The sequence below is a fragment of the Marinobacter pelagius genome, from assembly GCF_003315345.1.
Classification (GTDB): domain Bacteria; phylum Pseudomonadota; class Gammaproteobacteria; order Pseudomonadales; family Oleiphilaceae; genus Marinobacter; species Marinobacter pelagius_A.
On sequence record NZ_QNRO01000012.1, the window covers coordinates 69,885 to 95,839 of the forward strand.

21 protein-coding genes are annotated in these 25,955 nt (G+C 59.3%); 11 read left to right on the forward strand and 10 right to left on the reverse strand.

The window, feature by feature from the left end; genetic code table 11:
• Window positions 1-224: 224 nt before the first annotated feature.
• From DET50_RS11685 to DET50_RS11720, 8 genes are all read right to left on the reverse strand, one after another.
• Complete coding sequence (locus DET50_RS11685; RefSeq protein ID WP_113863025.1) at window positions 225-947, reverse strand: cytochrome c biogenesis CcdA family protein; 723 nt, start codon at window positions 945-947, stop codon at window positions 225-227.
• Between the two features lie 25 nt (window positions 948-972).
• A complete protein-coding gene (locus tag DET50_RS11690) occupies window positions 973-1,449 on the reverse strand; it encodes a hypothetical protein (RefSeq protein ID WP_113863026.1) in 477 nt (158 codons plus the stop codon).
• A 51-nt stretch (window positions 1,450-1,500) separates the two neighbouring features.
• Window positions 1,501-1,956 (reverse strand): c-type cytochrome, encoded by a 456-nt coding sequence (locus DET50_RS11695; RefSeq protein ID WP_113863027.1) that lies wholly within the window; start codon window positions 1,954-1,956, stop codon window positions 1,501-1,503.
• Window positions 1,949-2,803: a beta propeller repeat protein gene (locus tag DET50_RS11700; RefSeq protein ID WP_258546115.1), complete on the reverse strand. Its 855-nt coding sequence runs from the start codon at window positions 2,801-2,803 to the stop codon at window positions 1,949-1,951. Before DET50_RS11700 ends, DET50_RS11695 begins: the two co-directional genes overlap by 8 nt.
• A gap of 10 nt (window positions 2,804-2,813) precedes the next feature.
• On the reverse strand, window positions 2,814-3,326 hold the full coding sequence (locus tag DET50_RS11705; protein ID WP_113863028.1) for a DUF411 domain-containing protein: 513 nt from the start codon (window positions 3,324-3,326) through the stop codon (window positions 2,814-2,816).
• A gap of 97 nt (window positions 3,327-3,423) precedes the next feature.
• Window positions 3,424-3,729: a hypothetical protein gene (locus DET50_RS11710; protein WP_113863029.1), complete on the reverse strand. Its 306-nt coding sequence runs from the start codon at window positions 3,727-3,729 to the stop codon at window positions 3,424-3,426.
• Window positions 3,730-3,839: 110 nt separating this feature from the next.
• Window positions 3,840-4,223, reverse strand: a complete 384-nt coding sequence (locus tag DET50_RS11715; RefSeq protein ID WP_258546116.1) for a hypothetical protein — start codon at window positions 4,221-4,223, stop codon at window positions 3,840-3,842.
• A 565-nt stretch (window positions 4,224-4,788) separates the two neighbouring features.
• Window positions 4,789-7,287, reverse strand: a complete 2,499-nt coding sequence (locus tag DET50_RS11720) for a penicillin acylase family protein (protein WP_181799978.1) — start codon at window positions 7,285-7,287, stop codon at window positions 4,789-4,791.
• 227 nt (window positions 7,288-7,514) lie between these two features.
• Between DET50_RS11720 and DET50_RS11725 the strand changes: the two genes are divergently transcribed.
• The 7 genes from DET50_RS11725 to DET50_RS11755 all read left to right on the forward strand — a co-directional run bounded on the left by DET50_RS11725 (window position 7,515) and on the right by DET50_RS11755 (window position 18,897).
• Window positions 7,515-8,579, forward strand: coding sequence for a hypothetical protein (locus tag DET50_RS11725; protein WP_113863031.1), 1,065 nt, complete (start codon window positions 7,515-7,517; stop codon window positions 8,577-8,579).
• A 59-nt stretch (window positions 8,580-8,638) separates the two neighbouring features.
• Window positions 8,639-9,649: a putative solute-binding protein gene (locus DET50_RS11730; RefSeq protein ID WP_113863032.1), complete on the forward strand. Its 1,011-nt coding sequence runs from the start codon at window positions 8,639-8,641 to the stop codon at window positions 9,647-9,649.
• 15 nt (window positions 9,650-9,664) lie between these two features.
• Window positions 9,665-11,716, forward strand: a complete 2,052-nt coding sequence (locus DET50_RS11735) for a TRAP transporter large permease subunit (protein WP_113863033.1) — start codon at window positions 9,665-9,667, stop codon at window positions 11,714-11,716.
• A gap of 174 nt (window positions 11,717-11,890) precedes the next feature.
• Window positions 11,891-14,575: a S8 family serine peptidase gene (locus DET50_RS11740; protein WP_181799979.1), complete on the forward strand. Its 2,685-nt coding sequence runs from the start codon at window positions 11,891-11,893 to the stop codon at window positions 14,573-14,575.
• Window positions 14,576-14,577: 2 nt separating this feature from the next.
• The gene (locus tag DET50_RS11745) at window positions 14,578-15,063 is read left to right on the forward strand and encodes a protease complex subunit PrcB family protein (protein WP_113863035.1); all 486 of its coding nucleotides are present in this window, start codon (window positions 14,578-14,580) and stop codon (window positions 15,061-15,063) included.
• A 67-nt stretch (window positions 15,064-15,130) separates the two neighbouring features.
• The gene (parE, locus tag DET50_RS11750; protein ID WP_113863036.1) at window positions 15,131-17,026 is read left to right on the forward strand and encodes a DNA topoisomerase IV subunit B; all 1,896 of its coding nucleotides are present in this window, start codon (window positions 15,131-15,133) and stop codon (window positions 17,024-17,026) included.
• 95 nt (window positions 17,027-17,121) lie between these two features.
• A complete protein-coding gene (locus tag DET50_RS11755) occupies window positions 17,122-18,897 on the forward strand; it encodes an SLC13 family permease (RefSeq protein WP_113863037.1) in 1,776 nt (591 codons plus the stop codon).
• On the opposite strand, the gene DET50_RS11760 is transcribed toward DET50_RS11755, so the two are convergent.
• Entirely contained in the window at window positions 18,884-20,179 is a 1,296-nt protein-coding gene (locus DET50_RS11760) for an EAL domain-containing protein (RefSeq protein ID WP_113863038.1), read from the reverse strand. The genes DET50_RS11755 and DET50_RS11760 overlap by 14 nt on opposite strands.
• A 441-nt stretch (window positions 20,180-20,620) precedes the next feature.
• On the opposite strand from DET50_RS11760, the gene DET50_RS11765 reads away from it, so the two are divergent.
• Window positions 20,621-21,166 carry a cytochrome b gene (locus tag DET50_RS11765; protein WP_113863039.1) on the forward strand — a complete coding sequence of 182 codons (546 nt, stop codon included), beginning with the start codon at window positions 20,621-20,623 and terminating at the stop codon, window positions 21,164-21,166.
• A 66-nt stretch (window positions 21,167-21,232) separates the two neighbouring features.
• Window positions 21,233-21,817 (forward strand): YceI family protein, encoded by a 585-nt coding sequence (locus tag DET50_RS11770; RefSeq protein ID WP_113863040.1) that lies wholly within the window; start codon window positions 21,233-21,235, stop codon window positions 21,815-21,817.
• A 95-nt stretch (window positions 21,818-21,912) separates the two neighbouring features.
• Here the strand turns inward: DET50_RS11770 and DET50_RS11775 are convergent, their stop codons facing one another.
• Window positions 21,913-22,152: a hypothetical protein gene (locus DET50_RS11775; protein ID WP_113863041.1), complete on the reverse strand. Its 240-nt coding sequence runs from the start codon at window positions 22,150-22,152 to the stop codon at window positions 21,913-21,915.
• Between the two features lie 256 nt (window positions 22,153-22,408).
• On the opposite strand from DET50_RS11775, the gene parC reads away from it, so the two are divergent.
• Window positions 22,409-24,703 (forward strand): DNA topoisomerase IV subunit A, encoded by a 2,295-nt coding sequence (gene parC / locus DET50_RS11780; RefSeq protein ID WP_113863042.1) that lies wholly within the window; start codon window positions 22,409-22,411, stop codon window positions 24,701-24,703.
• On the forward strand, window positions 24,696-25,928 hold the full coding sequence (serB, locus tag DET50_RS11785; RefSeq protein ID WP_113863043.1) for a phosphoserine phosphatase SerB: 1,233 nt from the start codon (window positions 24,696-24,698) through the stop codon (window positions 25,926-25,928). Before parC ends, serB begins: the two co-directional genes overlap by 8 nt.
• Window positions 25,929-25,955: the final 27 nt, after the last annotated feature.

Consider the following 25,955-nt stretch of genomic DNA (forward strand, 5'->3'; position numbering starts at 1 on the left):
CTTGCGACGTGACAAGGACAGGTATCAATGTGGTTAACGGGACGTGGTTTTGACATTCACCGAATGTTCGCTTTGCGACCGGGCCGGGCTCTTCGAATTGTTGTAGCCGGCCGGTCGTTACTCGTTGAGCGCTCTATCATTAAAGCCAATAATGCTCACTTTATTTTCAGCGCCCATCCTATCGAATCTGTGGGCCTTATCCCTTTAGTTCAGCCACAGAAAAATCAACCGAGCTTTCCAAGAATTGGAAACGTTGACAACATCCACGACGCAAAGAGTGTCATCTGGCCGGTAAGCACCATCACACCCATGATAACCAGCACCAAGCCTGCCAGGGCTCTAAGCCATCGACTCCAGCGACTTAACCAACGCACTCGTTGCCGAAAGTGCTCCATGAACAAGGCGGTACCCAGGAACGGAAGCGCCAATCCCAACGAATAGACAGCAAGATACAGCATGCCGGTTTCGGCATTCGCATGGGTGGAACTGAGAGCCAGGATAGCGCCCAATATGGGCCCAATGCACGGCGTCCAACCCACCGCAAAGGCGATACCGAGAAGGAACGCTGCTGTAGGACGTCCACCCTCAAGGGTTTGCCCAAAACGCCAGTCCCGCTGCAAGGCGGGTAAGCTCCACCAACCGAGCATAAACAGGCCCATCAGAATAATCAGCACGCCAGCCACCAGATTGGCTTCCTGACGGTAGGCCATCAACCACTGGCCGAGGATACTCGCGCTTGCACCCAGAGCCATGAATACCAGACTGAACCCCATCACGAAACAGAGGCTCAGCCAGAAGGCTTTGAACCGATTCGATGCCTCGGTCAGAGCGCCTCCGGTAACAATCGACAGATAGCCGGGAACCAGAGGCAGGGTGCAGGGTGAGAAGAAAGAGATCAGGCCGCCCGCAAACGCGGCAGCCACACCCCAGGTCGCAAGATCAGGCATTTAACCTCCTATCACTGTGTAGCGGTCAAACCGCCCAGAAATCAAACTTGATGCCTTCTTTGGACACGCCGTGTTCCAGAATGGCCCGCGCCCTCCATAACATCTTGCCGGTACCGCACTCCGGGAGCGTGATAGTGCCTTGGTATACGCCTTTATCATCAGGTAGCAGGCGTGTCCGGACCATGCCCATGTACATGTGTAGCCCCTCGAAATCGACGATCAGGGAGTCCGCAGTCATGTTGTCGAGGCGCACGCGAATGGGAATTTCGGTCATCGATTCGATCGTGTCCCGACCAAGTTCAAGGGTGATACTCTGATCGCCCTCTCGCCCGACGCATTCACCTTCAAAAGGTGCACATTCTTCAGTGGCATAGAAAGTAACACCGGCATCGGGATCCGGCTTCAGGTAGCGCGGTAATACCAGGATGGCTGCCGCCACGACACTGAAACCGGCAACACCAAGAAGCAATGAACGATTTTGGATGTACTGTTTCAATGGCATTTCCAAGAGTCCCGAGATTGATAGTTAACGTCTTCTGATCGCCGTGAGGGGTCAGGAGGAACCCTCTGGCTCAGTGGCATTCTGACTTTCTTCCAGTTGATACCGGCGCTGATCCTCATCCCAGAAGGTCTTCAGGTACTCAATCACGGCCTGTATCTCCTGGTCGGTGAGGGTGTCCCTGAACGCCGGCATGGTCAGCCGGTCAGTCTTGTTGAAAGGGTGTCGCCATCCCTCCGCGATCATTCTGAACAACATGGCATCGCTGTGACGCCAGATATGGCCGGTTTCATCATGAGGGGGCGGTGGTCTCTCACCGGCCTCATCCGGTTTTTGCCAGTTGGCGGCACCTTCACCCTGCCATCCGTGGCAGGAAGCGCAGGATTGCTCGTACACCTGACGGCCTTCGGCCAGCTTCGCCGGTACACTCTCGCTGGTCGCAGACCCGCCCGATGTCATTCCGGCAACTGGCGCAGCGAACAGGACCAGCGAGGCAACCCACTTATTCATGAACAGATGCCCATTGGCCAGAAGCGTCACGGGCGAGCAGATCACCATTTCCGGTACCCAGCACAAGCCCCTGCGTGGGGGAGAATGTCAGAGCGGTCACGACCCCGGCGACATCAACGCCTGCCCAGGTTTCTCCACCGTCCGGACTGTGATGAAGCTGGCCCTCGATCACGGCATAAACGTTTTCAGGGGCCTCAGGATCGTAGGCAATAGCGGATACAGCGCCGCGCAACTCGCCCGCGTCGCCCCAGAAGCAGAAGCAGTCCATGGACCGGGCGACGCCGCGAGTGGTGCCGGCAAACAGCCAGCCGCTCTCCATGCTGCCGGGCATGTCCGAATGCAGGAACGCCTGCACCGGCTCCCGGGGCCCACTATCCACTTTTACCCATTCAACGCCGGCATCTCTGGAACGGAACATGCCGTCTTTTTCATGGTAGGCGTACAGAGTATTCGGCTGGGTGGCGTGAGCGGCAATGGCGGTAATACCGGCCTCGGTCAGCGTGTCGTTGAGGGATTGCCAATGCTCACTCGCACTGTCATAACGCCAAACGCCCAGGCCAGGTCCGGCCAGGTAAATGCGATTGTCCGCGCCTCTGGCCAGAGAGCGGGGTTCGGCACCGGAGGCTGCCGGCGGCAGCGGTACTTCGGTGACCGCCTGACCTTCGAGGGCAAAGAGGCCGCCGTTTCTGAGTACCAGCAGTGCGCCTGAGGCGTTGGTCGCCAGTGCCTTCACCTGCCGGCTGTGGTCCGCTGGCTGGGCTTGAGCCGCGGCAGGCATGGCGACAGCCAGCATGAGCAGGAAAAAAACTGAGAGCAGGATGCCCGGGTGGTTAACCATCGTTTTCATGGGGCTGACCTCAGTAATCCGTGTGTTCGCGGAAAACACGTTGCTGGCCGTTGGCGTTGAAGGCGATCACCTGGTAATCGTCCTTCCGGCCCGTCTCCATGCCAGGGGTGCCATGGGGCATGCCCGGCACCGAAAGCCCTGTGGTATCGGGCTGAGGGCTTTCCAGATAGGCCAGAATGTCACCGGCGGGCACGTGCCCTTCAATGACCAGGCCATCGATCAGCGCCGTATGGCACGAGGCCATGTCCCGGGTGACACCATGTTCCTGCTTGACTGCATTGAGGTTATCGGTCTCCACAATTCGGGTGTCAAATCCGTTGGCAGCGAGGTGCTCCGCCCAGGACTGGCAGCAACCGCAGTTGGGGCTCTTGTAGATGGTGATGGCCTTTTCTGTCTGCTGAAGACTGGCCAGGGCGGCTTGTGATTCGACAGGTTCGTTGGCGGAAATTGCCAGGGTGGTGAAGCCGGCAGCAAAGACGGTGGCGGCCAACCCCGTACAAAGGGCAAAAGTTTTGGTTTTCATGGATGATTCTCGATCGATATGAGCTTTGGGCAGCGTAACGCCCGGGGCATGCGTCGCATCCCCGGGCTCTGTGTGTCAGTTCAGGTCAGTGTTCGAACTAGCCTGCCTGACCGCCTTTATCTTCGGTGTCGCCGTGCGTGGCGTCGCTGATATGGCTCTGCATCATTTTCATGCAGGACTCCATCATGGCTGCACGATCTTCGGGGGACATGTCAGACATCATGTTCATCATTCCCATCATGCCTCCCATTCCATCCATGCCTTGGGATGACATCATTCCATGGTGGTCGGAATGACCGGCCATCGTGCCTTCACCCTCGCCATGGGCGAAAGTGGAGAAGAGCGCGACGCTGCCTGCCAGAGTTGCGGCGGCCAGGATAAGCTTGAGCTTTGAATTACGCATTTGATTCACTCCGGTTAAGGCCTCGTTTCGGATAAACGGAAACTCAGGACCTTGTTGCAAGTAATAACGTCAAAGAGTCTGCCGCAATGGGCAAACGTCCGGGTTAAGACTCAGGAGTGATGTTCTGGAGGGGGAGTAATCGAAGCCAGGAACGGATTCTGATAAAACGCCGCTCGGGTGATCGATAAGGGCTGAGAGCCGGTATCGGTGAAACCGATGGAACTCCCTGGTAAGAGAGCGAGGCTCACGTTGACCCCGCATTTGACCAATCCGGTGGCGCTCGCGCAGGCCATATCAGGGGCGGAAACGCAATCCGTTGTGGTATCGGAGGAAGAACCGGAGTTTTCGGCCTGGACATTCATCATCGAGCCGCAATCCGCCATTGCAGTCTCCGCCTGATTAACCGCTACGTTTGACATAGCAAACGCAGGCCCGCTCATCACCAGCAGTAGTGATAGCAACAGGGCCATGATTGGGCGGCTTTTTGCAGACATCCTGATTATAGGTCCCAGGGTGAGAAAGTAGAGTCTGTGACACACAGACTAGGTTTCAGTTCCAAAGATCGTAGCACTTTTTGGTTCAATGTTTACAGAGCGGGGGTGGCTTTTCTGCGAGGCCATGGTGAGGTTCTTCCAATTTAGGGGGGGGATTATCAGTTACCGAGTATTTTTCAAGCCAGGAGAAACATAAAGCGGTTTGAATCCTCTCCCTCGCGCCAATTTTATGCTACGGAGGCGTGCGCAGCATAACGAGTGACTGTGGTTCTGCGTGCATATTGAATGTCCGCTTTGCGACCAAGACGCGCTTATTACCGCCCATCAGCTTGCCCATCCGTTCAACGCTGGCTCCAAAAGGCCTCCCGTAAATCGCAGCATATGGCGAGAGGGCAAAGCCCTCCACAAAGCTCACAGTATTTTTTTACATACGTGCTTACATACTGTGTAAAAAATAGAAATGCCCCGAGAGCGCCTGCTCACGGGGCATTCAGTCACTCACTTACCAATTTACATAAAGTTTACTATTACTTTGAAAGGGGCCCTTTGTTCGTTCCAGACCGGATTAATCGCGAGCCAGTTCCACGAGCCGGTATTCCACCAGGTTCGGGTCGGAGCGGATAGCTTCCTCGGTATACGGGAAGGCAATCCATTGCTTCTCGGAATAGGCCTGAGTCATATCCTTGAAATAGGGCGAGGCGGGATCGGTGGACTGGGAGTAGGTCACAAAGCCCTCGGCTTTCGGCGTGCCATTTTCCCGCCAGGTGACGGTCTGGATGTAGCTGTTGCCGTAGTTCACATCATAGCGCCCATCACTCAGATCATTCGGTCGGGAACTGGCGATGGTAAAGCTGCCTTCGAAACCCTCACCTCCGAAAATCGGGATTGGCGTGTCGTGGATTCCAGACAACTGGATATCCCGGACGGCCGCATCCAGCGCAATCGGGGAGTCCTGGATTCGTTGCACGCCATCGGCAAAGGCCGCCTGGATCAGCGGACTCGCCACATTGAGGTTCGCCGGTGTATTGACCGGATCGTTCGGATCGAACGGAGTCAGCCACTTGTCCGGCGAGGTGACCGGCAAAGGGTCAATACCACGCCAGAATTCCCGCCAGATATGGCCGCCCACGGAGTCCAGGTTGTGGGTGCCGTCCCACTGTCTCAACACCTCGCAGGCGGCTGAAATGTCCACCGGCTGGCCGGAGCTGCTCAGTAACGTGCCTGACGGGCAGTAAGCGTCAAGCACATCCTGCCGCGCCAATTCCTCTGACAGCAGGCTGCTATTGAGTACCACGGACTGGAGGTTGGCGAGGTCAAAGCCGAGGCTGCCGGCCAGTCCATCGGTCCCGTCCAGGCGATCCTGGACCTGTTGCATGCACTTGCGGGTCCTCAGAGTTCGCGCTGTCTCCTCATCACCGATGATTGCGGCGAAGCCGGTAAGCGGTTCTTCCGGGTTGGTGACCCAGTAGCTGTCGTTGCAATTGTGCACCCAGTCGTCCCGGCGGAGGGTCGGGAGGTTGGCTGGCCCGAAGATGCCGGCTGCGGGTGCATCCGGATCGGAGTCCCATTCGCAATCGGCCCGGGAGCCATCCAGCACCGGCAGCCCCGGAGCCAGCTGGTCGAAAACCGGGGACAGGGCGGTGGCGCAAACCGTGGCCTTGTCATCCGGCACGTTCGGTACGACCGTCACATCGCCGTAGTACGCCTGCTGGCCCGGACCGGTTGCCACGGTGTTGACCCAGGGTACGCCCAGGACACTGGCGTGCAGGTCCACGAATTCCTCGAAGCTGTCGGCCTGGTTCCAGCGGAAGAACTGATTCAGCAGGCGGTCATTTTCCGCATTGGCATCACGGAGTGTGTAGGCCTTCAGGGACGACCAGTTCAGAACCGGAACACCAGCGGCCTCGAAGGTCAGCATCGGGCCGTACTTCGACCGATACAGGGTGCGGGTGCGTTCTCCGACGGTACCATCCTCTTCCAGTACTTCAATGGTGATATCGGAGCTTTCCATATCGACATATTCACCCTCGTACAGGTATTGAGTCGGATCGGCCGGGTTCAGAGTGAGCTCGTAGAAGGTGAACCTGTAGGCCGTGGATACCGTGTGGCTCCAGGCAAAATGCTCGTTGAAACCGATAAGGACAGCGGGTAAGCCATACAACGCCGCCCCCATGATTTCGGTTTCGCCGCCGACCTTCAGGTGGGCCAGATAAAGGCGTTCCGTTTTCTCCCAGGGAAAGTGCGGGTTGCCGAACAGTATTGATTCGCCAGTCCGGCTTGCTTCTGCTGAAAGGCCATACATGTTGCTGCCAATCGGGAGTTCTGCGCTGAAGGGGAAGGGCAGGCTTCCGCTCCCCTCGCCCTCCAGCGCCGAGAGCAGATCCTCGGCGGTGGGCAGAGTGGTATCCGTGGTTTCCGGTGGTTGCGCAGTGGCTATACCATCGACGAATACCGAGGAGCTTGCCAGCACCGCAAGCCGAAGATAGCGCCGGTACATGTCCTGCTCTTCCAGGGCGAACAGCCACTCCTTGTCCCGGCAGGCCTCGTGCCGGCCCGGGTGCTGGCCGTCCCGCACTTCCGATAGATAACGGTTGAATCCGTCTACATAGCCTTTCGAGGCTTCCAGCACCTCCGGGTCACTGTTTGACTTGAAAGGCGCAATGGCTTCATCGGTCAGGGTGGTACGCCAGAAGAAGTCCGCATTCAGGTTGGTCGTGGAGGCCCCGTTGGAGGGAATGCTGTATGGTCCTTCCGGGCCAAGATACCGGGATCGCAAGCCCCGGATGGTCAGGGTGTCTTCAGCGAGCAGACACAGGTTGTCCTCAGCCTGTGCGTAGCCATAGGCGTAACCGAGGCTGGAGAAATCATCTGCCTCGATATGTGGAATGCCAAAGGAGGTACGTCTTAGGGTCGCCCGGTACAGGGTTTGCCTGTCGCCGACAAGCTCAGTTTCTGATCCGTCTCCGGGAGGCAGAGGTGGGGGTGATGACGGGTCATTGTTGGAGAGGCATCCGGTCAGGATAAAGGGAATCAGTGCCAGTTGAATTGCTTGTTTCGGGTTCATCATCGTGTCGCCTTGTTTTGTTGTTTTGGCAACGCAGGGAACGGGGCGAACCGGCAAAAGGTTCCGTCATGCAGTCCTTTCCATGAGGGCCATTGGCCTCATCGGCATATCCGCTTCGGCAATCGAGCCATTTTTGTCTGACAGTTTTGGTCGCATCCTTGCATCCAAGGACGATGAGGGTAGGGATACCTTTCAATCTATAAAAACAATGCAAAGCAGGGCGAATTATGATTTCCACTCTGGTTACCTTATACCGCCGCAGTCGCGTGGCTTCTTCAAAACTTCTGACCGCCGGGGCGTTGATCCTGCTTGCCGGCTGTTCCGCGAACCCGATCTACACCACCACCGGTGTGGTGCTCTCAAACTATTCCGAGGGTGAGGCCACCCCTTATGTCCTGCAGATGTCTGATCCCAGGATGGCGTGCGCACTGGGTGAAGGCATTGATCCGCTGCTCTATTCCTTCTCGCGAGTGACCGACGCACCGGACAGCACCGGTTCTCTGCTGATGCTGCTGGCGGGTAACTGTGCCGAGTACAAGGCCTGGGAGGCGGAGCTGGCCTACCTGCGGGCGGACTACCAGGGCAATGTCGAGGCTGCCAAGGACGCCAGAATAGAGGCCAAACGCCTGAATGCCCTGACCGCCAAGCGTCGCTATGCCTCCTTCCAGAGAGCGATGGCCGCCTACGAATTTGATCCTTCAGTCGAGCCGGTGGAATGCCCGTTCCTGTTCAGCGAGCAGGACGAGCTCACCTTCCTGCTGGGGCTGCTGACCGGCATGCAGGCCATCGTGAACGATGCCAACTCCGGCGCCATGGCGGGCGTGCCCAAAAACATCGCGCCCCAGGCCGAGCGCGCCGCCGCCTGCCTGGATAATGAAAAGTGGGGGGGGATGCCCAACGCTATCCGTGCGCTGGTCTGGCTGCTGTTGCCGGATACCCGTCCGGCGCTGTCTCCGGATCCCTGGCAGGTGCTTGAGCACAGCATGGAGCTCGGAATCGAAAAGGGCATGCGCGTACCGCACGCACTCCAGGCGGTGGCGGCCGAAACCTTCGGGCGTCCCGACAAGCTGGAGGAAGCTATCGCCTCCTTCGTTGAGTCAAATGCAACCGTTGAGGTCTGGGACGAGTACCGTCTGGTGGATGAAGTAGCTGCTGGCGTGATCCGCTTCTCGTCCGACAAGCACTGGTCTGCCAATTATGGCTACCGGACCCCGCAGGCTTTCTTTGGCAAGATGAGCCCGCAGCGGGAAACCGAGAATGTTGAAACCATGAGTCTGGATGGCCTGCTCTGAGGCGGGCTGTTATCTCCCTCTGAACTAACGATAAACACAAGAATGACCCGGAGGTCGTTATGATCCGCAAATCCCTAACCGCCATGGCCCTGGTTGCAGCGTCGCCCTTTGCGTCGGCACAGAGTATTTCAATGTGTGTTTTCGATGTCATCGGTGCCAACGGAGACTTTTACAACTTCGTTGAGGACTACGCCCTGGAGATGAAAAGCCACGGGGTGGATTTCGAGTTGATGCCTTACACGGATGAAGGTGTTGCCATCGGTGACTTCAACGCCGGCCAGTGTGACGCGGTAGCGGCGACAGATATACGCATCCGTCCCTACAACAAGTTTACTGGCAGTATCAGCGCCGTGGGTGCCATTCCCACCTACGATAACCTGCAGACCCTGCTGGCAACTTTGGCCCAGCCCAAGGCGGCCCCTCTGATGAAAGCCAACGGCTACGAGGTTCTGGGCATTGTGCCGGTCGGCGCGGGTTACCTCTTCGTGAATGACCGCAGCATCGACACTGCCGGTGAACTTGCCGGCAAACGCATGGCAACCCTGGACTACCAGAAAGATGCCATTCACATGGTGAACTTCGTCAAAGCAACGGTTGTACCTTCCGATATCACCAACTTTGCCGGCAAGTTCAATAACGGCTCTGTTGATACCGCCTATGCACCTGCGTTCGCCTATGAGGCTCTGGAACTTTACAAGGGCATCGGTGATAAGGGGGGTGTGGTCGACTATCCGCTGGCTCAGCTGACGCTTCAGATTGTGGCCCGGGATGACGTTCTCGACGATGCAAGCGCCCAGAAATCCCGTGAGGTTGCCTGGAACATGTTCCCGCAGGCCATGAACCTGATCGAGAAGCAGGAAGCCGCGATTCCGGAGGAGAAATGGGTCCGGATCCCCGAGAAGGACATTCGTGGCTACCAGGAGATGTTCCGGGAAAACCGCATCGAAATGCGGGATGGCCTGAACGGCGCCCCGGACGTTTACCACCCGAAGATGATGAGCCTGCTCAGCAAGATCCGCTGCGCCAGCAACCCTTCGGCGGCTGAATGTACCGCGGCCAACCGCGAATAACAGGGCGGAGAACTCATGAACTGGCGAGCACTGACCGCTCCGGCCGCGAGGACTCTCTACCCCGTGCATCGTATGCACGGGGCAGTCCTCCTGCTATTACTGCTGTTCACCCTGCTGCTGGGCATGGGGAACTCCCTGCATTCCCGGCTGTTGTGGGTCGGTGAGCAGACGTGGCCGAACTACTACCTCCTGAATCCGGATGCCACGGAACCCTCGTGCCAGCTGGAAATGGATATCGACGCGGAAGTGGCCAAACGGGTGGCCGCCTACAAGCCGGACCCCGATGACCTGTTCAGCTCACCGCCTGATCCGGAGGCAATCCGCAAGTCCCTGCAAAGCAACCTGGAACTGTGTAAGCAGGAATATGCGATCTACCAGCAGAATCTGAAGCATGCCACGCCGGCACTCGGCATGTTCAAGGCGGTGGAACAGGGGCTGGCCGAGTTCCTGCTCGACAATATCGAGCTGACCAAGTACCTGTTCATTGCCATGTTTGCCATGGCAGCGGCTATTGCCGCGCTGGATACCGACCACATTGCGCTGCGGCTGCCACGCAATCGGGCGGAATGGCGACTTAGCCAGGGTGTGCAGTTTGTGGTCAACGGCCTGATGGTTCTGTCCCTGAATGCCTATCTCGGCAAGCTTGCTACCTCGCCAGGCTCTGAGGACACCATGAGCTTGCAGTATGCCTGGGCCGGGGTGTTCGGGCTGTTCATGGTGATCAACGCAGCTCGATTCCTGAACGTTCCGGACCGGATCCGTGCCGGCAAGCTCAGGGCGTCCTCCGGCCTGGTGATTCCGCTGTATTGCGGCATGGGCCTGATCGCCATGAGTTATTTCTTCCTGGTGGATGGCTATGCATCGGGCCTGGCTATCTATTTCGGAATGATGTCCAACCTCTCATCGATGTTCATCAACATCGGCCTGTACGTGCTGGTGGGCATGATGCTCAAGCAGACCCGGATTCCGGAGCTGCTGCTGAACGTCATCAAGCCTTTCAATCTTCCCGCTCCGTTGCTGGCTTCGGTGATCATTTTTGCCACCGCCTTCCCGACGGCGTTTACCGGTGCATCGGGCATCTTCATCCTGGCCGTCGGTGGCGTTGTCTACGACGAGCTGCGCCGCGCCGGTGCCGGTCGGCAGTTGTCGCTGGCCACCACCGCCATGTCCGGCAGCCTGGGTGTGGTGCTCAACCCTTGCCTGTTGATCGTTGTGGTGGCGGCCCTGAACAAGGAGGTCACCACCACCGAGATGTATAGCTGGGGCTTCTGGGTCTTCATTATGTCGGCCAGCCTGTTTTCGCTGATCGTGTGCAAGACCGAGGGCAACTGGAAACCACGGCCCGCCCCCGGTGCTTTTCGGGCGGCCATCGGCGAGACCCGGGCCTTGCTGCCCTACGTGGTCGTGGGGGCTATCGTCATCCTGGCGATCTGGATCATCCTTGGGCTGCAATTCAATGAGTACAGCGCCCCGCTGATTCTGCCGCTGGTGATGCTGGCTCTGGTGCTGCTGGATGCTGGCCGGGACAGCCGGGAAGACGGGGAGACCCGCGCCCAGGCGTTCTGGAGCCGGAGCTCTGCGGCCGCCAGTGATTCCGCGGTGCATATCGGCGCGCTGCTGGCCCTGATCGGCTTCTCGATCTGTCTGGGCGGTATCCTGGAGCGTTCGGACATCGTCCATGCACTGTTCCCGGAAGATCTGACTAGTCCCTGGATTGCCATGCTGGTGATCGTGGTGATGCTGACCGTTATCGGCATGGTGATGGATCCGTTCGGCGCCGTCATCCTGGTATCCGCCACCATTGCCCAGCCTGCGATCCAGCTGGGTATCGATCCACTGCATTTCTGGATCGTGTGTCTCGTTGCCTTCGAGCTGGGGTATCTCAGCCCGCCCGTGGCGTTGAACCACCTGCTGACCCGGCAGGTGGTGGGGGAAACGGAAGTGCTCGCGGCCGAGCGCACCGGTTCCTTCTGGCACCGCTATGAGCGTCTCCTGCTGCCCCTGGCAGTCATGGGGCCGACACTCCTGCTGGTCGCCTTTGTTCCGTTGTTGTTCTACGCGTTGTAACTTCGCTTAGGTACATTGAAGTCACCGCCACCGGCCCGGCCGCTGGCGGTTTTTTCATCCGTGGAGGGGGTATTCCCGTACTCGAACACAAGAGCGGTAACGAATGTCGGGGGATGGTGTATGCTTGAATTGGCAGACGGAAAAGGCGAATTGAAAGAACGAAAGGGACCCGGGATGTTTCGGAAAAGCTTGGTAGTGGGCCTGGCAGTGGCTATGGCCGGTTGTGGCGGTGGCTCCGGTGATGGCGAAAGCGAGCCGGTGGATGTAGCGCTCTCCGGGATTATCGATATCGAGGCCGGGACCCGGGTGGATGCCGATACTGCCGATTCGCTCATGCTAAGCGGCACACCCGAAACGGCGCCCCAGTCGTTGCCGGGTGAGTTTATCCTGGCCGGCTATGTGAGCGGGTCCTCGGGTTTTTATCCCGGTGATTCGGATGTGCCGTCCACGGAATACTTTGCCGACACCGAAGATGTTTTTTCGATTCCAATGGTTCCGGGCCAGACGGTGTCCTTGCAGGCGTTTTCCACGCGCGCTGGTCAGTCCAGCCTTGCAATGCAACTCAGGGATCCCGCTGACACGGCCGCTCCTGCCATTGACAGCGACGCGACGAACGATACGGTCTCCCAGATCAGTGTGACTCTGCCCGAAAGTGAGACCGAGGGACCTTACGAACTTGAAGTTTTGGCGGGCGATGCCAGACCTTTGCTCTACATTCTGACCACCTCGGCTGCCGGTTTATCCGCCTCACAAGCTGCCTATGAATGGCCTAACCACCAGTTTGCTGAGGGCGAGGCAATCGTTCTCATGGAGGCCCGGAAAGATTTCCCAGGAGCTGTCGCTGCGCAAATGTCAGCACTTGGTATGGCTAAGGCCCGAGGACTTGGCCGGGGGCTCTGGCAGGTACGAATGAGTGAGGCTCTGAGTCAGGGCCAGGGGCGAGGTGCCGAGCAGACCCTGGTCTGGATCGAGCGCTTGCGGAAGCAAGCTTCGGTTAAAAACGCAGTACCCAATTATCTGGCCGAAAATCAGGTTACTTCGCCTACGCCCATTAATGAGCCCATATACGCCGATCCGGCACAGGGTCAGCAATGGCACTATGAGTTGCTGAACGCCCCCATTGCCTGGCAGTTGTCGTCTGATGCCGGGGCCGAAGTCAGGGTTGCAGTGCTGGATACCGGGCTTTTCGGTCAACCTCCGGAGAACTGGCACCTCGACCTGAATGCCAATGTGGGTGACGGCTATGACTTTGTCTCGGACGAATACGACAATGATGGCGACCCGGGCCCGGACAGCAATCCTTCCGACCCGGGTAACAGCATAGGTAGCAGCGTCTACCACGGTACCCACGTGGCTGGGACAGTTGCTGCTGCAGTGAATGGCACCGGTGGAGGAGGCGTAGCCTTCAATTCCACGCTGGTTCCGGTCCGGGTGCTGGGTGAGGGGGGGACAGGCTCGTCCGCGGATCTTCTCGCAGCGTTGAACTGGGTGAATGATGACGGCACAGGCAAGCCCAGGGCAGAAGTAATAAACCTTAGCCTGGGTGGCCTGCCATATATCCAGAGCCTGCAGGATACCATCAACCAGGGTACGGATCGTGGTGCAATTTACGTGGCGGCTGCGGGTAATGCCGCAACCAACACCCCATCTTATCCGGCTGCCTTTGCAAATGTTTTTGCGGTCAGTGCTGTGGACGGTGCCGGTGTTCTTTCTTCTTATTCCAACTTCGGCTCCTGGGTCGATCTGGCTGCCCCGGGTGGTGATGCCAGCCGGGACGGCAATGCCGATGGCCGGGGTGACCTGGTCAGTAGCACCAGCGCCGCCGTTCTGGACGGAGATACTGCCCCCTCAGCCACCTATGCGTTGCTGCAGGGCACGTCCATGGCCGCTCCACATGCATCGGGTGTGCTGGCCTTGATGAAAAGCGAGAACGGGTTGCTAGATTACCCGGCGGTGAATGCAATGCTGCAGGCTGGCAAACTCACGGTTTCCTCCTGTGACAGTGCCTGTAGAAACGACGAGCTCGGCTGGGGGCTGATGGATGCCGCCAAGTCGGTCTTGGCAGCATCCGCGGCGCCTGTGACGGACCTTCTGACTGCATCTCCCCCCATTGTCACCTTGTCCACTGAAGGTGCGACGTCAGTTTCGGTGCTACTTGAGGTCTATGGGGACCCGGAGTCAGTCTCAACTGTAAGAATAGAATCCGTCGAACTCGCTACACCTGCCGCCTGGCTCGATTGGACTTCGCCCCCACCGGGCAGTTCGGGTACGAGCTTTTCTATTGAAATGTCCCTGATTCCTGAGGCCCTGGAGGAGGGAGTATCCGAACGTACATCACTTTTGGTGACCTATCAGGGGGATCTTGAACAGCGCACTCTCGAAATCCCGGTCATCGGCCAGCAACTGGCTGACCAGGCGCTCCGCAACGCCGGTCGCCACTTCGTGCTGCTGGTGGATCCGGTCCCCGAAGGCGATATCTTTACTACCGTATCCCAGGCAACCGTTGAGGTGGACAATGGCCAGTACCAGTTCAGCTTCCGCCCGGATGATGGCATCGAACCCAGATACCTCTCCGAAGTCCCGCCCGGAACCTACTTCCTGGTGGCCGGCTCGGACCTCGATAACGACGGCCTGATCTGTCATGCTGGCGAAGCCTGTGCCGAGTATCCGGTCTCCGGTCTCCGGGAGGAGATCACCATTACCGCAGGTGAAGCCATCCAGGGCATCCGGATGACCACCAGCTACTCGAGGCCGACGATTTCCGCCCAGTCCCCCGATGTGCTCCCGCGCCCGGGATTTGAGGGCTATCGTGTGCTCTCGGCACAGCCGGATAACGAACCCACCAAGAGTATTCGCTGATCATGACGTTGTTGTCCCGTTGTCTTTCTCTTGCCTTCGCCGGCGCCAGTTTGGTGGTTGCCGGCTGTGCCACCAGTCAGCCCCAGGTTCAGACCGACGAAGGTGCGCCCCTGGCCAGGCAGATCAGTCAGTCATCCCACTGTGGGCTGACGGCGCCCGGTCATATACTTCTGAAGAGTGAAGCCGATGTCGGCCGTCTGGAAGGGTTGCAGGGCCGGACCTTGCCCCTGGCGCCACTCCGGGCCGTGGATTTTGACCGGGAGCGGGTGGTGCTTGCGGCCCTGGGCCAGAAACCCACGGGCGGTTATAGCGTCACCCTGGTGTCCTCTGCCATCGAGGATGACACCCTGGAGCTTGTCGTCAGTATCCGCGAACCGCAACCGGGCATGCTGGTCACCCAGGCGCTGACCACTCCCTGCGCCGCGATTGCCGTCACTGCCAGCGGCTGGAGTGACATCCGTGTCACGCCCGGGCAAAACAACCGTTGATCTTTGCCGTTGAATCCCTAAGCTATGGCTCAGCTTTTCTGACCAATTGCGGAGTCACTTCCTGACTATGAGCCAGCAACAGTACAACGCCGACGCCATTGAAGTCCTGAGCGGTCTGGATCCGGTGCGCAAACGCCCGGGCATGTACACGGACACCTCGCGCCCGAACCACCTGGCCCAGGAAGTGATCGATAACAGTGTCGACGAGGCCCTGGCCGGCCATGCCCGCCGCATTGACGTGATCCTGCACAGCGACGGCTCTCTCAGTGTCGAGGACGACGGTCGTGGCATGCCGGTGGATATTCACAAGGAAGAGGGGCTCTCGGGTGTCGAGCTGATCCTGACCCGATTGCACGCAGGCGGCAAGTTCTCCCAGGGCAACTACAACTTCTCCGGCGGTCTGCACGGGGTGGGTGTCTCGGTGGTCAATGCCCTGTCCACCGAGCTGGAAGTGACCATCAAGCGCGACGGCCAGCTGCACCGGATGACCTTCGCAAACGGCGACAAGGTCACCGAACTGGAGGTGATCGACACGGTCGGCAAGCGCAATACCGGCACCCGGCTGCGCTTCAAGCCGGATCCGAAGTATTTTGACAGCCCCAATTTCTCCATCAGCCGCCTGCGCCATAACCTCCGGGCCAAGGCGGTCTTGTGCCCGGGGCTGATCGTCACCTTCCTGCAGGAAAAAACCGGCGAGAAGGATGAATGGTTCTACGAAGACGGCTTGCGGGATTACCTGCGCACCGCGCTGGCGGACATCGAGGCGGTTCCCCTGGAGCCGTTCACCGGCAGCTTCTCCGGTAACAAGGAGGCCGTGGACTGGGCGATCCAGTGGTTGCCCGAGGGCGGCGAAGCGGTCATGGAAAGTTATGTGAACCTGATCCCGACGGCCCAGGGCGGTACCCACGTCAACGGGCTTCGGACCGGTCTGCTTGAGGCCATGCGGGAGTTCTGCGAGTTTCGCAACCTGCTGCCGCGGGGCGTGAAGCTGTCGCCGGAAGATATCTGGGAGCGGGTGGCCTACGTGCTGTCGTTCAAGATGCAGGAGCCCCAGTTCTCGGGGCAGACCAAGGAACGGCTATCTTCCCGGGAGGCTGCTGCCTTCATCTCCGGGGTGGTGAAGGATGCCTTCAGTCTCTGGCTGAACCAGCATACCGATGTCGCCGAAGCCCTGGCGGAACTGTTCATCAGCAATGCCCAGCGCCGCCTGCGGGCAAGCAAGAAAGTGGCCCGCAAGAAAGTAACCTCGGGCCCGGCGCTGCCCGGCAAGCTTGCCGACTGCTCCGGTGGCGATACCGCCCGTTCCGAGCTGTTTCTGGTGGAGGGGGACTCCGCCGGTGGTTCCGCCAAACAGGCGCGGGACCGGGAGTTCCAGGCGGTGATGCCTCTGCGGGGCAAGATTCTCAATACCTGGGAAGTGGATTCCGGCGAGATCCTGGCCTCTCAGGAAGTCCACGATATCGCTGTCGCCATCGGTGTGGATCCGGGCTCGGACGACCTCGCTGGCCTGCGCTACAACAAGATCTGTATCCTGGCGGATGCAGACTCCGACGGGCTACACATCGCCACTTTGCTGTGTGCGCTGTTTGTGAAGCACTTCCGGCCCCTCGTTGCCGCCGGCCACGTTTTCGTGGCCATGCCGCCCCTGTACCGGGTCGATCTGGGCAAGGAAACCTTCTATGCCCTGGATGAGCACGAGAAACAGGGCATCATAGATCGCCTGGCGGCGGAGAAGCGCAAGGGCAAGATCCAGACCACCCGGTTCAAGGGGCTGGGCGAGATGAACCCGCTGCAGCTGCGTGAGACCACCATGGCACCGGACACCCGCCGACTGGTCATGCTGACACTGGAGGAGGGTGACCAGACCGATGAACGAATGGACATGCTGCTTGGCAAGAAGCGGGCGTCCGACCGCCGCGCGTGGCTGGAAACCTACGGCAACATGGCCGACGTGGCAGTTTGATATTCTTTAAAGTGCTTTAAAAATCGCGCTTTATTCTTTTTAAGTATTCCAGATAATCGCTATGCTGCCAGTTTTCATAACGGGGAATACCGGATATGGACTGGCAGGGCTGGTTCGCGTTGGGTCTGTCCGGCGCGGCATTACTACTGATGAGTTCAGGACGCTTTGCGCCCCACATGGTCATGATGGGCGTGCTGGTGGTGTTGAGCGTCAGTGGCCTGATTTCTCCGGAACAGGCCCTGGCCGGGTTCAGTAACACCGGCCTGATTACCGTGGTGGCATTGTTTGTGGTCGCCTCGGGCATTCACCATTCCGGCGGCGTTGATCTCCTCGTCCGGCACCTGCTTCGTTCCCCCAAAACCGTCCGCAGTGCCCAGGCCCGCATCGCCCTCCCGGTGTCCCTGCTCAGTGGTTTCCTGAACAACACGCCGGTGGTGGCGACCATGATTCCGGCGGTGCATGCCTGGTCCCGGAAGATCGGTATTTCACCCTCCAAGCTGATGATTCCCCTGAGCTATTCGGCCATCCTCGGCGGCACCCTGACGCTGATCGGCACCAGTACCAACCTGGTGGTGAATGGCCAGTACCAGCAACTGACCGGCGGCGACGGTTTCTCCATCTTCTCCATCACCATGGTGGGCCTGCCGGTGGCCGTTATTGGTCTGACGGTCATGCTGCTGGTCATGCCCCGGCTGCTGCCGGACCGGAAAGACCAGCAGAAATTCGGTTCCATGCGGGAGTTCACCCTGGAGGTGGCGGTTTCCGCCGGTGGCCCGTTGGTGGGCAAGACCGTGGGCGAGGCGGGGCTGCGGGAGCTTGAGCGCCTGTACCTGGTGGAGATCGAACGGGATGGCAGCGTGGTGACGGCCGTGCCCTCCGAGGAGCACCTGCGCGGAGGCGACCGCCTGGTCTTTGCCGGCGATACCCAGGCCATCTCCGACCTGCTGCGGATCAACGGTATCGTCCCCTCCGTTCACGAGGATGAGCCGTCCCTGAGCAAGGACCGGACCGAGCGACGGCTGGTGGAGGCGGTGCTGTCGCCCCAGTCGGATGTGCTCGGGCTGACCATCCGGGATGCCCGCTTCCGGGACCGCTACGGTGCGGTAGTTCTGGCGGTGGCCCGCGGGGGTGAACGGGTATCCGGCAATCTGGGCAACATCCGCCTGAAACCGGGGGATGTCCTGTTGCTGGAAGCCCGGCCAGCCTTCGTGAGCCGGCAGCGCTATAACAAGGACTTCCTGCTGATCAACGATCTGGACACCGACACGCCCCGTCACGACCGGGCCTGGGTGTCCTGGAGCATTCTGGTGGTGCTGGTGGGACTGGCGGCCTGCGGAGTCATGAGCATGCTCAACGCAGCATTGCTGGCGGCCGCATTGATGATTCTGACCGGATGCTGTTCCGTGGGTCAGGCCCAGAAATCGGTGGATGTGCCGGTGGTTCTTACCATTGCCGCTTCATTCGCCCTGGGAGCCGCCTTACAGGAAACCGGAGCCGCCAGCTACCTGGCCGAGGGCATCCTGGGGCTCAGTCATGGCCACATTCTGCTGGCGATCCTGCTGGTCTATTTTGCGGTCTCCACCCTGACCGAGATGGTGACCAACAATGCGGCCGCCGTGCTGGTGATACCCGTGGTACTGTCCATGACCACGGCCATGGGAGCTCCCGCCGAACCTTTCGTAATTGCCGTCATGATGGCCGCATCCGCCAGTTTTGCCACGCCCCTCGGGTATCAGACCAACATGATGGTGTTCGGTCCCGGTGGCTACCGCTTTGCCGACTTCGTGCGGGTCGGGTTGCCCATGAACCTGTTTATCGGCCTGGTGACCGTGGCGGTGATTGCGGTGGTCTACGGGATCAGTCTGTACTGATCCTGGGATCGATCGGGCTGGAGAGGATGTCGCAGCACAGTACTCTGAGTTCCCCGTTCTGGTAGAACCCCAGGGACAGTGTCACGCACATATAGGCCCCGGTGACACACAGGTAAGGTGCGGTCACCTGCAGCGTCTCCGGCTGCGCCAGGGCCTGTCGGAGGTACTGCTGGCGGTACCAGTCGGCGCTGCTGCTGTCTTCCAGCGGCCGGAACCGGGGGTCGAGGTTGCGTGTGCCGGCATTCGATACCAGGGTTGCATCGATCTGAATGCCGTTGGCGTCCACCAGGTAGCAGCGGGAAACCGTCGGGTGGTTGAGGAGGTCGGTGCAGGCCTCTGCCATGGTGGCGCCGGACCACATTCGGTCAATGGCTCTCAGGAAGAAGCGTTCGAAGTAATTCACCACCTGCCGGGTCGGATCGAAGGTAACCTGGTTGCGTTGCTTGTACTCATCCAGTAGCTGGCCAAAATCCGCGGGCGATGTTTCCAGGCCGCTGAGTTCGGTACTGGGTTTTCGGAAATAGAAACCCTGGACAAAGTCCACGCCCGCATCAATGGCGATCATGGCCTGGCTCCGGGTTTCCACACCCTCCAGTAACACCAAGCACGCTGACTGGTGCAGCAGGGAGACGATGCCGTTGAGAATCTGCCGGGCCTTCGGTTCCTTGGTGGCCCGTGTCAGCAGGGTCCGGTCCAGCTTGACGATGTCCGGGGACAGGTTCCAGATTCGTTCAAAGTTGGAGTGGCCGGCGCCGAAGTCATCAATGGCTGTCAGGCAGCCGAGTTCCCGATAGTAGGCCACGGTCTCCCGCAGTCGCTCGGCATCATCGGTGGGTTGTTCGACGATTTCCATCACGATCCGGTGCGATGGCAGCCCGGTTTTCTTCAGCAGCTGGTCAAAGAATGAATCAGACGGGTTGCCAACCGTGGCCACCTTGGGTGAAACGTTCAGGAACAACCAGTTCAGTTCATCCTTGATGCTGCTGTAGTTTCGGATATGCAGGTAGCGGCACAGCCGGTCCAGCAGGAGGTTCTCGAAATCGGAAGCTGGCAGCTTGAACAGGTCCACCGGCAGGATCTGGGCTTCTGTGGTGTCAAAGGCCCGGATCAGCGCCTCGTATCCGACAATCCGTTTGTGGGGAATGCTGTAGATGGGCTGCAGCGCGGTCTTCAGTGTCAGGCCCTGGAAATCCGCGGTCCATACATCGCCGTCCTGGTTGAGCATGGGGGAGAGCTGGTCAAGCTCGGGGGATCTCAACTTTTGAGGCAATGGCTGGGGCATGGTTTCTTCGGGTCGTCGTTACGGCGCGAGACTGCATTCTTTCGCGGAGATTGCCAAAAAAATGCAGCCATTACCACAACTTCCCTGAAGAAACGGGAATCCGTCGGTGTTATGGAGGGTGTTGTCGGGATGAGAGAATGAAAAAGCGGCCCGAAGACCGCTTTTACTCAGTTGTTGCTGGGAACAACAACGCTTTCGTCGAATTCGAGTTCCATGACGTTTCTCCTGGATTCATCCCGGCTGATTGAAAAGGTATGTGAGAAGTTTATCTTTGTCTTGAATTTGAACAATCCGTATAACCCGTATACGACTAAAGGGATAGGTCAAGGCGGATGTTCAGAATTTCTGATGTTCGGCAGCAAAACATTTTGATTTTATTCACCATCCGGTCTTTCTAGACTCGTTCCACCAATTCAAGTGACAGGGAGTGGTCTCCAGGCAATGCAATTTCGAAACAGCATCGACCGTTACGGTCTGGTCGCCATTATCATCCACTGGCTTGTAGCCGCTGCAGTGATCGGGCTATTTGCGCTCGGTTACTGGATGGTAGACCTGACCTACTATGATGATTGGTACCGTCGTGCCCCCGACATTCACCGGAGTGTCGGCATCCTGTTGCTGGCGGTTATGGTTGTCCGGGTAATCTGGCGTTTCATCAATCCGTCACCAGCGCCCCTGTCGGAGCACACGCGCCTGGAAGTGTTGTCTGCGCATGCGGCGCATGCGGTGTTATACCTGCTGCTGTTTGTGGCAATGGTCAGTGGTTATCTGATAACGACGGCCGACGGTTCGTCCATCAGCGTCTTCGGCTGGTTCGACGTGCCCTCAGTCACCGGACAAGTGAAGGGCATGGAGGACATCGCCGGCACCATACATTACTGGACAACCTGGGCGATTGTGGTGCTGGCAGGCCTTCATGCCCTCGCGGCGCTGAAACACCACTTTGTTGATCGTGACCGGACGCTGCTTCGTATGCTCGGTAAGTGAGCAGCGAGGCAAGAAAGAAGCGACGCCCGATGAGCGGGCTGGTTTACCAAAAGGGAGAAACCTTTAATGAAGAAAGTATTGCTTGCATCCGCGGTATCCATGGCGTTGGTCGGCGGTGCCGTCCAGGCTGATGAGCATGGTGGCACCTACGCCTTCGACAATGAGGGTACGCACCAGTTCATCACTTTCAAGATTTCCCATCTGGGTTATAGCTGGCTGTATGGCCGCTTCAACGATTTCGACGGTCAGTTTGTCTATGATGCCGAGAATCCCGAAAACAGCTCGGTCAACGTGACCATCGATACTTCCAGTGTTGATTCCAATCACGCCGAGCGTGACAAGCACCTGCGTAGTGAGGATTTCCTTTACGTGGATGAATACCCGGAAGCGTCTTTCACCAGCAAACGTGTGGTCGTGGACGAGGATGGCGAAGCGGACATCATCGGTGACCTGACCCTGCGCGGTGTTACGAAGGAGGTTACCCTGGACGCCGAGATGGTCGGCCACGGTGAGGACCCCTGGGGTGGCTACCGTATGGGCTTTGAGGCAGAGACCGAACTGCGTTTGAAGGACTTTGGTATTCCGATGGATCTCGGCCCGGCTTCCGAGACCGTTGAGATCATTATCTCTGTCGAGGGGATTCGACAGTAATCCTGGCTGACCCTGCCAGAACCGGTTCCGGGCTCAGCCCGGAACCTTCCTGCCTTTCAGGCTCTTCCGCCAGAAGACAGGACCATTGCCGTTAGTCAGATCGAGCCTGAGGACTCCCGGGAGGACGGACAGTTCTTGCACAGGTGGCGTTGACGCCAGAACTGACCGGCAAAAATCACCAGCCAGATCAGCAGACCCGCCCATAGATAGGGCTCCGGTACCGCGAAACTCCCACTGATTGCAAACTCCACCAGGAGCATCAGCGCTAATGCCAATACTGCATTGACCATGGCGGTCACCATGGCTTGCCCGCAGGCCTTGAGGTTGGGTTTCATAGTGTTCCGCTTGTTCGGGAATGGAAACGGTCTTCTATTAACTGTTGGTGAGAATACGGCGCCCCTTACGGTCTCTCCATGCGGGAATTCCGCTATTGGCGTTTGCGCACCCTCACCAGGTCAGCAACGGATTGGTGTATCCGCCCCTGCGTCCATATAATGTGCGTTCTTCCTCTGGCCCCGTGTAATTGGAGGGCGGGGAGGGTAGCATCACAGCCATTCCAAACAACAGGCAATTCAGGCAAAAGGGGCATCCATGCCAGAATTTCAGACCACCGATGAAGGCTTCGAGCGCGTCTCGCTAAGGGATTACACGGAGAAGGCCTATCTCGATTACTCCATGTACGTCATCCTCGACCGGGCCCTGCCCAACGTCGGGGACGGACTGAAGCCGGTCCAGCGGCGGATTGTGTACGCCATGTCGGAGCTCGGGCTCAAGTCCACCTCCAAGTACAAGAAATCCGCCCGTACCGTCGGTGATGTGCTGGGTAAGTTTCACCCCCACGGTGACAGCGCCTGCTACGAGGCCATGGTGCTCATGGCCCAGCCCTTCTCCTACCGCTATCCGCTGGTGGACGGGCAGGGCAACTGGGGTTCCCCGGATGATCCCAAGTCCTTTGCTGCCATGCGGTACACCGAGTCCCGTCTGGCTCCCTTCGCGGAGGTGCTGCTGAGCGAATTGGGGCAGGGTACGGTGGATTGGGTGCCCAACTTCGACGGCACCATGGAGGAGCCCTCAGTGCTGCCGGCTCGGTTGCCGCACGTGCTGCTGAACGGCACCACCGGGATCGCGGTGGGGATGGCTACCGATATCCCGCCGCACAACGTCCGGGAGGTGACCGCTGCCTGTATTCGCTTGCTGGACAAGCCAGAAGCCGGTGTCGACGAGCTGTGTGAGCACATCAAGGGGCCGGATTTCCCGACCCGGGCGGAGATCATCACGCCCCGCAAGGACATCCGCCAGATGTACGAGACCGGTCGCGGTTCCCTGCGCATGCGGGCCCGCTGGATCCGGGAAAATGGCGAAGTGGTGGTCACCGACCTGCCGCACCAGGTCTCTGGCAACCGGGTGCTGGAGCAGATTGCCCAGCAGATGCAGACCAAGAAGCTGCCGATGGTGGCGGACCTGCGGGATGAATCCGACCACGAGAACCCGACCCGGCTGGTGATTGTACCGCGCTCCAATCGCGTCGACCTGGACGGGCTGATGGCCCACCTGTTTGCCAGTACCGATCTGGAGAAGACCTACCGGGTCAATATCAACGTCATTGGTAACGATGGCCGACCGGGGGTGAAGGGTCTGCACCAGATCCTGACCGAGTGGCTGGCGTTCCGCCGTACCACCGTGACCCGCCGTCTCCAGCACCGCCTGGACAAGGTGTTGGCCCGGCTGCACATCCTCGAGGGTCTGCTGGTCGCCTATCTGAATATCGATGAAGTGATCGAGATTATTCGCTACGAGGACAAGCCCAAGGACGAGCTGATGGCCCGATTCGGACTCTCGCCCGAGCAGGCCGAAGCCATTCTGGAGCTGAAACTGCGCCATTTGGCGAAACTCGAAGAAATGAAGATCCGCGGCGAGCAGGACGAACTGTCCGCCGAGCGGGACGAGCTGCAGGCGATCCTGGGCTCCGAGGACCGGCTCCGGGAGCTGATCAAGACTGAGCTGCAGCAGGACGCGGAGACGTTCGGGGACGACCGTCGCTCGCCCATTGTGGAGCGCGAGGAAGCCCGTGCCTTCAGTGAAGTGGACCTGGTCTCCAACGATCCGGTGACCGTGGTGCTTTCGGAGAAGGGCTGGGTGCGCGCGGCCAAGGGCCATGACATCGAGCCTGAAGGCCTGAGCTACAAGGCCGGTGACCGCTTTGCCTTGGCCGCCCGTGGGCGCAACAACCAGCAGGCGATCTTCCTGGACTCTACCGGCCGTGCCTACGCCCTGATGGCGCACTCACTGCCCTCGGCCAGGGGGCAGGGCGAGCCCCTGACCGGCCGCATCAATCCTCCGTCCGGCGCCTCCTTTGCCGGATTGTTGATGGGTGACCCGGCCAGCAAGACCCTTCTGGTCACCGACGGCGGCTATGGGTTTGTCACCTCGCTGCAGGACATGATCAGCAAGAACCGCAATGGCAAGGCCGTGGTGTCAGTGCCCAAGGGAGCGAAGATCATGCCCCCGGTGATGGTGCCCAGGGCCGACAAGACACTCTACCTCGCCGCCATTTCCAACGAGGGGCGGATGCTGGTATTCCCCCTGAACGAGTTGCCGGAACTGGCGAAGGGCAAGGGCAACAAGATCATCAGTATCCCTTCGGCCCGGGTTCAGAACCGGGAGGAATTTGTGGTGGCCGTGGCGGTATTTGCTGAGGACGACCAGCTCGAGATTCGGGCCGGTAAACGCAAGATGGGGCTGCAGTTCAGTGACCTGGAGCATTACCTGGGTGAGCGCGGCCGGCGCGGCCACAAGCTGCCCCGGGGCTTGCAGCGGGTTGATGCCATTGACGTGATTCCTTCGGCGGCACGGGCCGGACAAGAGGAGAACTCCGACAGTGAGTGAACTGGTACTGATTAACGTCTCCGGGCGTGACAAGCCGGGGCTGACTTCCGAGATTACCGGCATCATGGGCCGCTATCACGTGCGGATCCTGGATATCGGCCAGGCGGTGATCCACGATCACCTGACCTGGGGCATCCTGATCGAGATTCCCGACGAGTCCAAATCCTCCCCGGTGATCCGGGACCTGCTGTTCCGCCTGCATGCCCTGGACCTCCAGGTCCACTTTGCTCCGATCACCGAGAAGGAATACCAGGCCTGGGCCGCCGGCCGGAATCGCGCCTGCTACATCGTTACCCTGCTGGCCCGGGACATCAAGGCGGAACAGATTGCCCGGGTTTCCGCGATCACCGCGCGCCACGGACTGAACATCGACAACATCTCCCGGTTGTCGGGCCGGCCGTCCCTGGACCCCTCGGAGAACCGCATTGCCTGCGTGGAGTTCTCGGTGCGCGGAACGCCCTCGGATCTGGAGCAGCTCCGGGCGGATTTCCTGCAGATCGCCAGTGAGATGAACGTGGACATTGCCTTCCAGGAGGATTCCATCTTCCGCCGTAACCGGCGCCTGGTGGTGTTCGACATGGATTCCACCCTGATCGAGGCCGAGGTGATCGACGAGCTGGCGCTGGAGGCCGGCGTCGGGCCCCAGGTGGCGGAGATCACCGAAAGGGCGATGCAGGGGGAGCTGGACTTCAGTCAGAGCTTTGCCGAGCGTCTGGCGCTGCTCAAGGGGCTGGACGAGTCGGTACTTGAGGGTATCGCGGCCCGCTTGCGCATGACCGAGGGCGCCGAGCACCTGATCCGCAGCCTCAAGGCCCTGGGGTACCGCACGGCGATCCTGTCCGGTGGCTTCACCTATTTCGCGCGGCACCTCCAGCGTAAGCTGGGGATCGATTACATCTATGCCAACGAGCTGGAAATCGAGGATGGCAAGGTAACCGGACGGGTCGCCGGGCAAATTGTCGATGGCAAGCGCAAGGCGGAACTACTGCTGGAGATCGCGGAGAAAGAACACATTTCCCGGGAGCAGGTAATTGCCGTCGGGGATGGTGCCAACGACCTGCCCATGTTGAGCCAGGCGGGCCTGGGGGTCGCGTTCCGGGCCAAGCCGCTGGTGAAGGAGTCCGCCCGTCACTCCATCTCGACCCTGGGTCTGGACGCGATCTTGTACCTGATCGGCTTCAGGGAACGTGAAACCAGTGAGACCCTGCAGGATTCGGAGTTTTGAAGGCAGGTAAGCTGGAATGAACAAGGG

What these genes read in the sequence shown, in the direction of transcription:
- DET50_RS11710 (WP_113863029.1), bottom strand. Translation starts at nt 3,729, where the DNA reads ATGCGTAATTCAAAGCTCAAGCTTATCCTGGCCGCCGCAACTCTGGCA.
- DET50_RS11770 (WP_113863040.1), top strand. Translation starts at nt 21,233, where the DNA reads ATGAAGAAAGTATTGCTTGCATCCGCGGTATCCATGGCGTTGGTCGGC.
- DET50_RS11735 (WP_113863033.1), top strand. Translation starts at nt 9,665, where the DNA reads ATGAACTGGCGAGCACTGACCGCTCCGGCCGCGAGGACTCTCTACCCC.
- DET50_RS11775 (WP_113863041.1), bottom strand. Translation starts at nt 22,152, where the DNA reads ATGAAACCCAACCTCAAGGCCTGCGGGCAAGCCATGGTGACCGCCATG.
- DET50_RS11760 (WP_113863038.1), bottom strand. Translation starts at nt 20,179, where the DNA reads ATGCCCCAGCCATTGCCTCAAAAGTTGAGATCCCCCGAGCTTGACCAG.
- DET50_RS11705 (WP_113863028.1), bottom strand. Translation starts at nt 3,326, where the DNA reads ATGAAAACCAAAACTTTTGCCCTTTGTACGGGGTTGGCCGCCACCGTC.
- DET50_RS11765 (WP_113863039.1), top strand. Translation starts at nt 20,621, where the DNA reads ATGCAATTTCGAAACAGCATCGACCGTTACGGTCTGGTCGCCATTATC.
- DET50_RS11740 (WP_181799979.1), top strand. Translation starts at nt 11,891, where the DNA reads ATGTTTCGGAAAAGCTTGGTAGTGGGCCTGGCAGTGGCTATGGCCGGT.
- DET50_RS11685 (WP_113863025.1), bottom strand. Translation starts at nt 947, where the DNA reads ATGCCTGATCTTGCGACCTGGGGTGTGGCTGCCGCGTTTGCGGGCGGC.
- DET50_RS11755 (WP_113863037.1), top strand. Translation starts at nt 17,122, where the DNA reads ATGGACTGGCAGGGCTGGTTCGCGTTGGGTCTGTCCGGCGCGGCATTA.
- DET50_RS11725 (WP_113863031.1), top strand. Translation starts at nt 7,515, where the DNA reads ATGATTTCCACTCTGGTTACCTTATACCGCCGCAGTCGCGTGGCTTCT.
- parE (WP_113863036.1), top strand. Translation starts at nt 15,131, where the DNA reads ATGAGCCAGCAACAGTACAACGCCGACGCCATTGAAGTCCTGAGCGGT.
- DET50_RS11715 (WP_258546116.1), bottom strand. Translation starts at nt 4,223, where the DNA reads ATGTCTGCAAAAAGCCGCCCAATCATGGCCCTGTTGCTATCACTACTG.
- DET50_RS11690 (WP_113863026.1), bottom strand. Translation starts at nt 1,449, where the DNA reads ATGCCATTGAAACAGTACATCCAAAATCGTTCATTGCTTCTTGGTGTT.
- DET50_RS11695 (WP_113863027.1), bottom strand. Translation starts at nt 1,956, where the DNA reads ATGAATAAGTGGGTTGCCTCGCTGGTCCTGTTCGCTGCGCCAGTTGCC.
- parC (WP_113863042.1), top strand. Translation starts at nt 22,409, where the DNA reads ATGCCAGAATTTCAGACCACCGATGAAGGCTTCGAGCGCGTCTCGCTA.
- DET50_RS11745 (WP_113863035.1), top strand. Translation starts at nt 14,578, where the DNA reads ATGACGTTGTTGTCCCGTTGTCTTTCTCTTGCCTTCGCCGGCGCCAGT.
- DET50_RS11730 (WP_113863032.1), top strand. Translation starts at nt 8,639, where the DNA reads ATGATCCGCAAATCCCTAACCGCCATGGCCCTGGTTGCAGCGTCGCCC.
- DET50_RS11720 (WP_181799978.1), bottom strand. Translation starts at nt 7,287, where the DNA reads ATGAACCCGAAACAAGCAATTCAACTGGCACTGATTCCCTTTATCCTG.
- DET50_RS11700 (WP_258546115.1), bottom strand. Translation starts at nt 2,803, where the DNA reads ATGAAAACGATGGTTAACCACCCGGGCATCCTGCTCTCAGTTTTTTTC.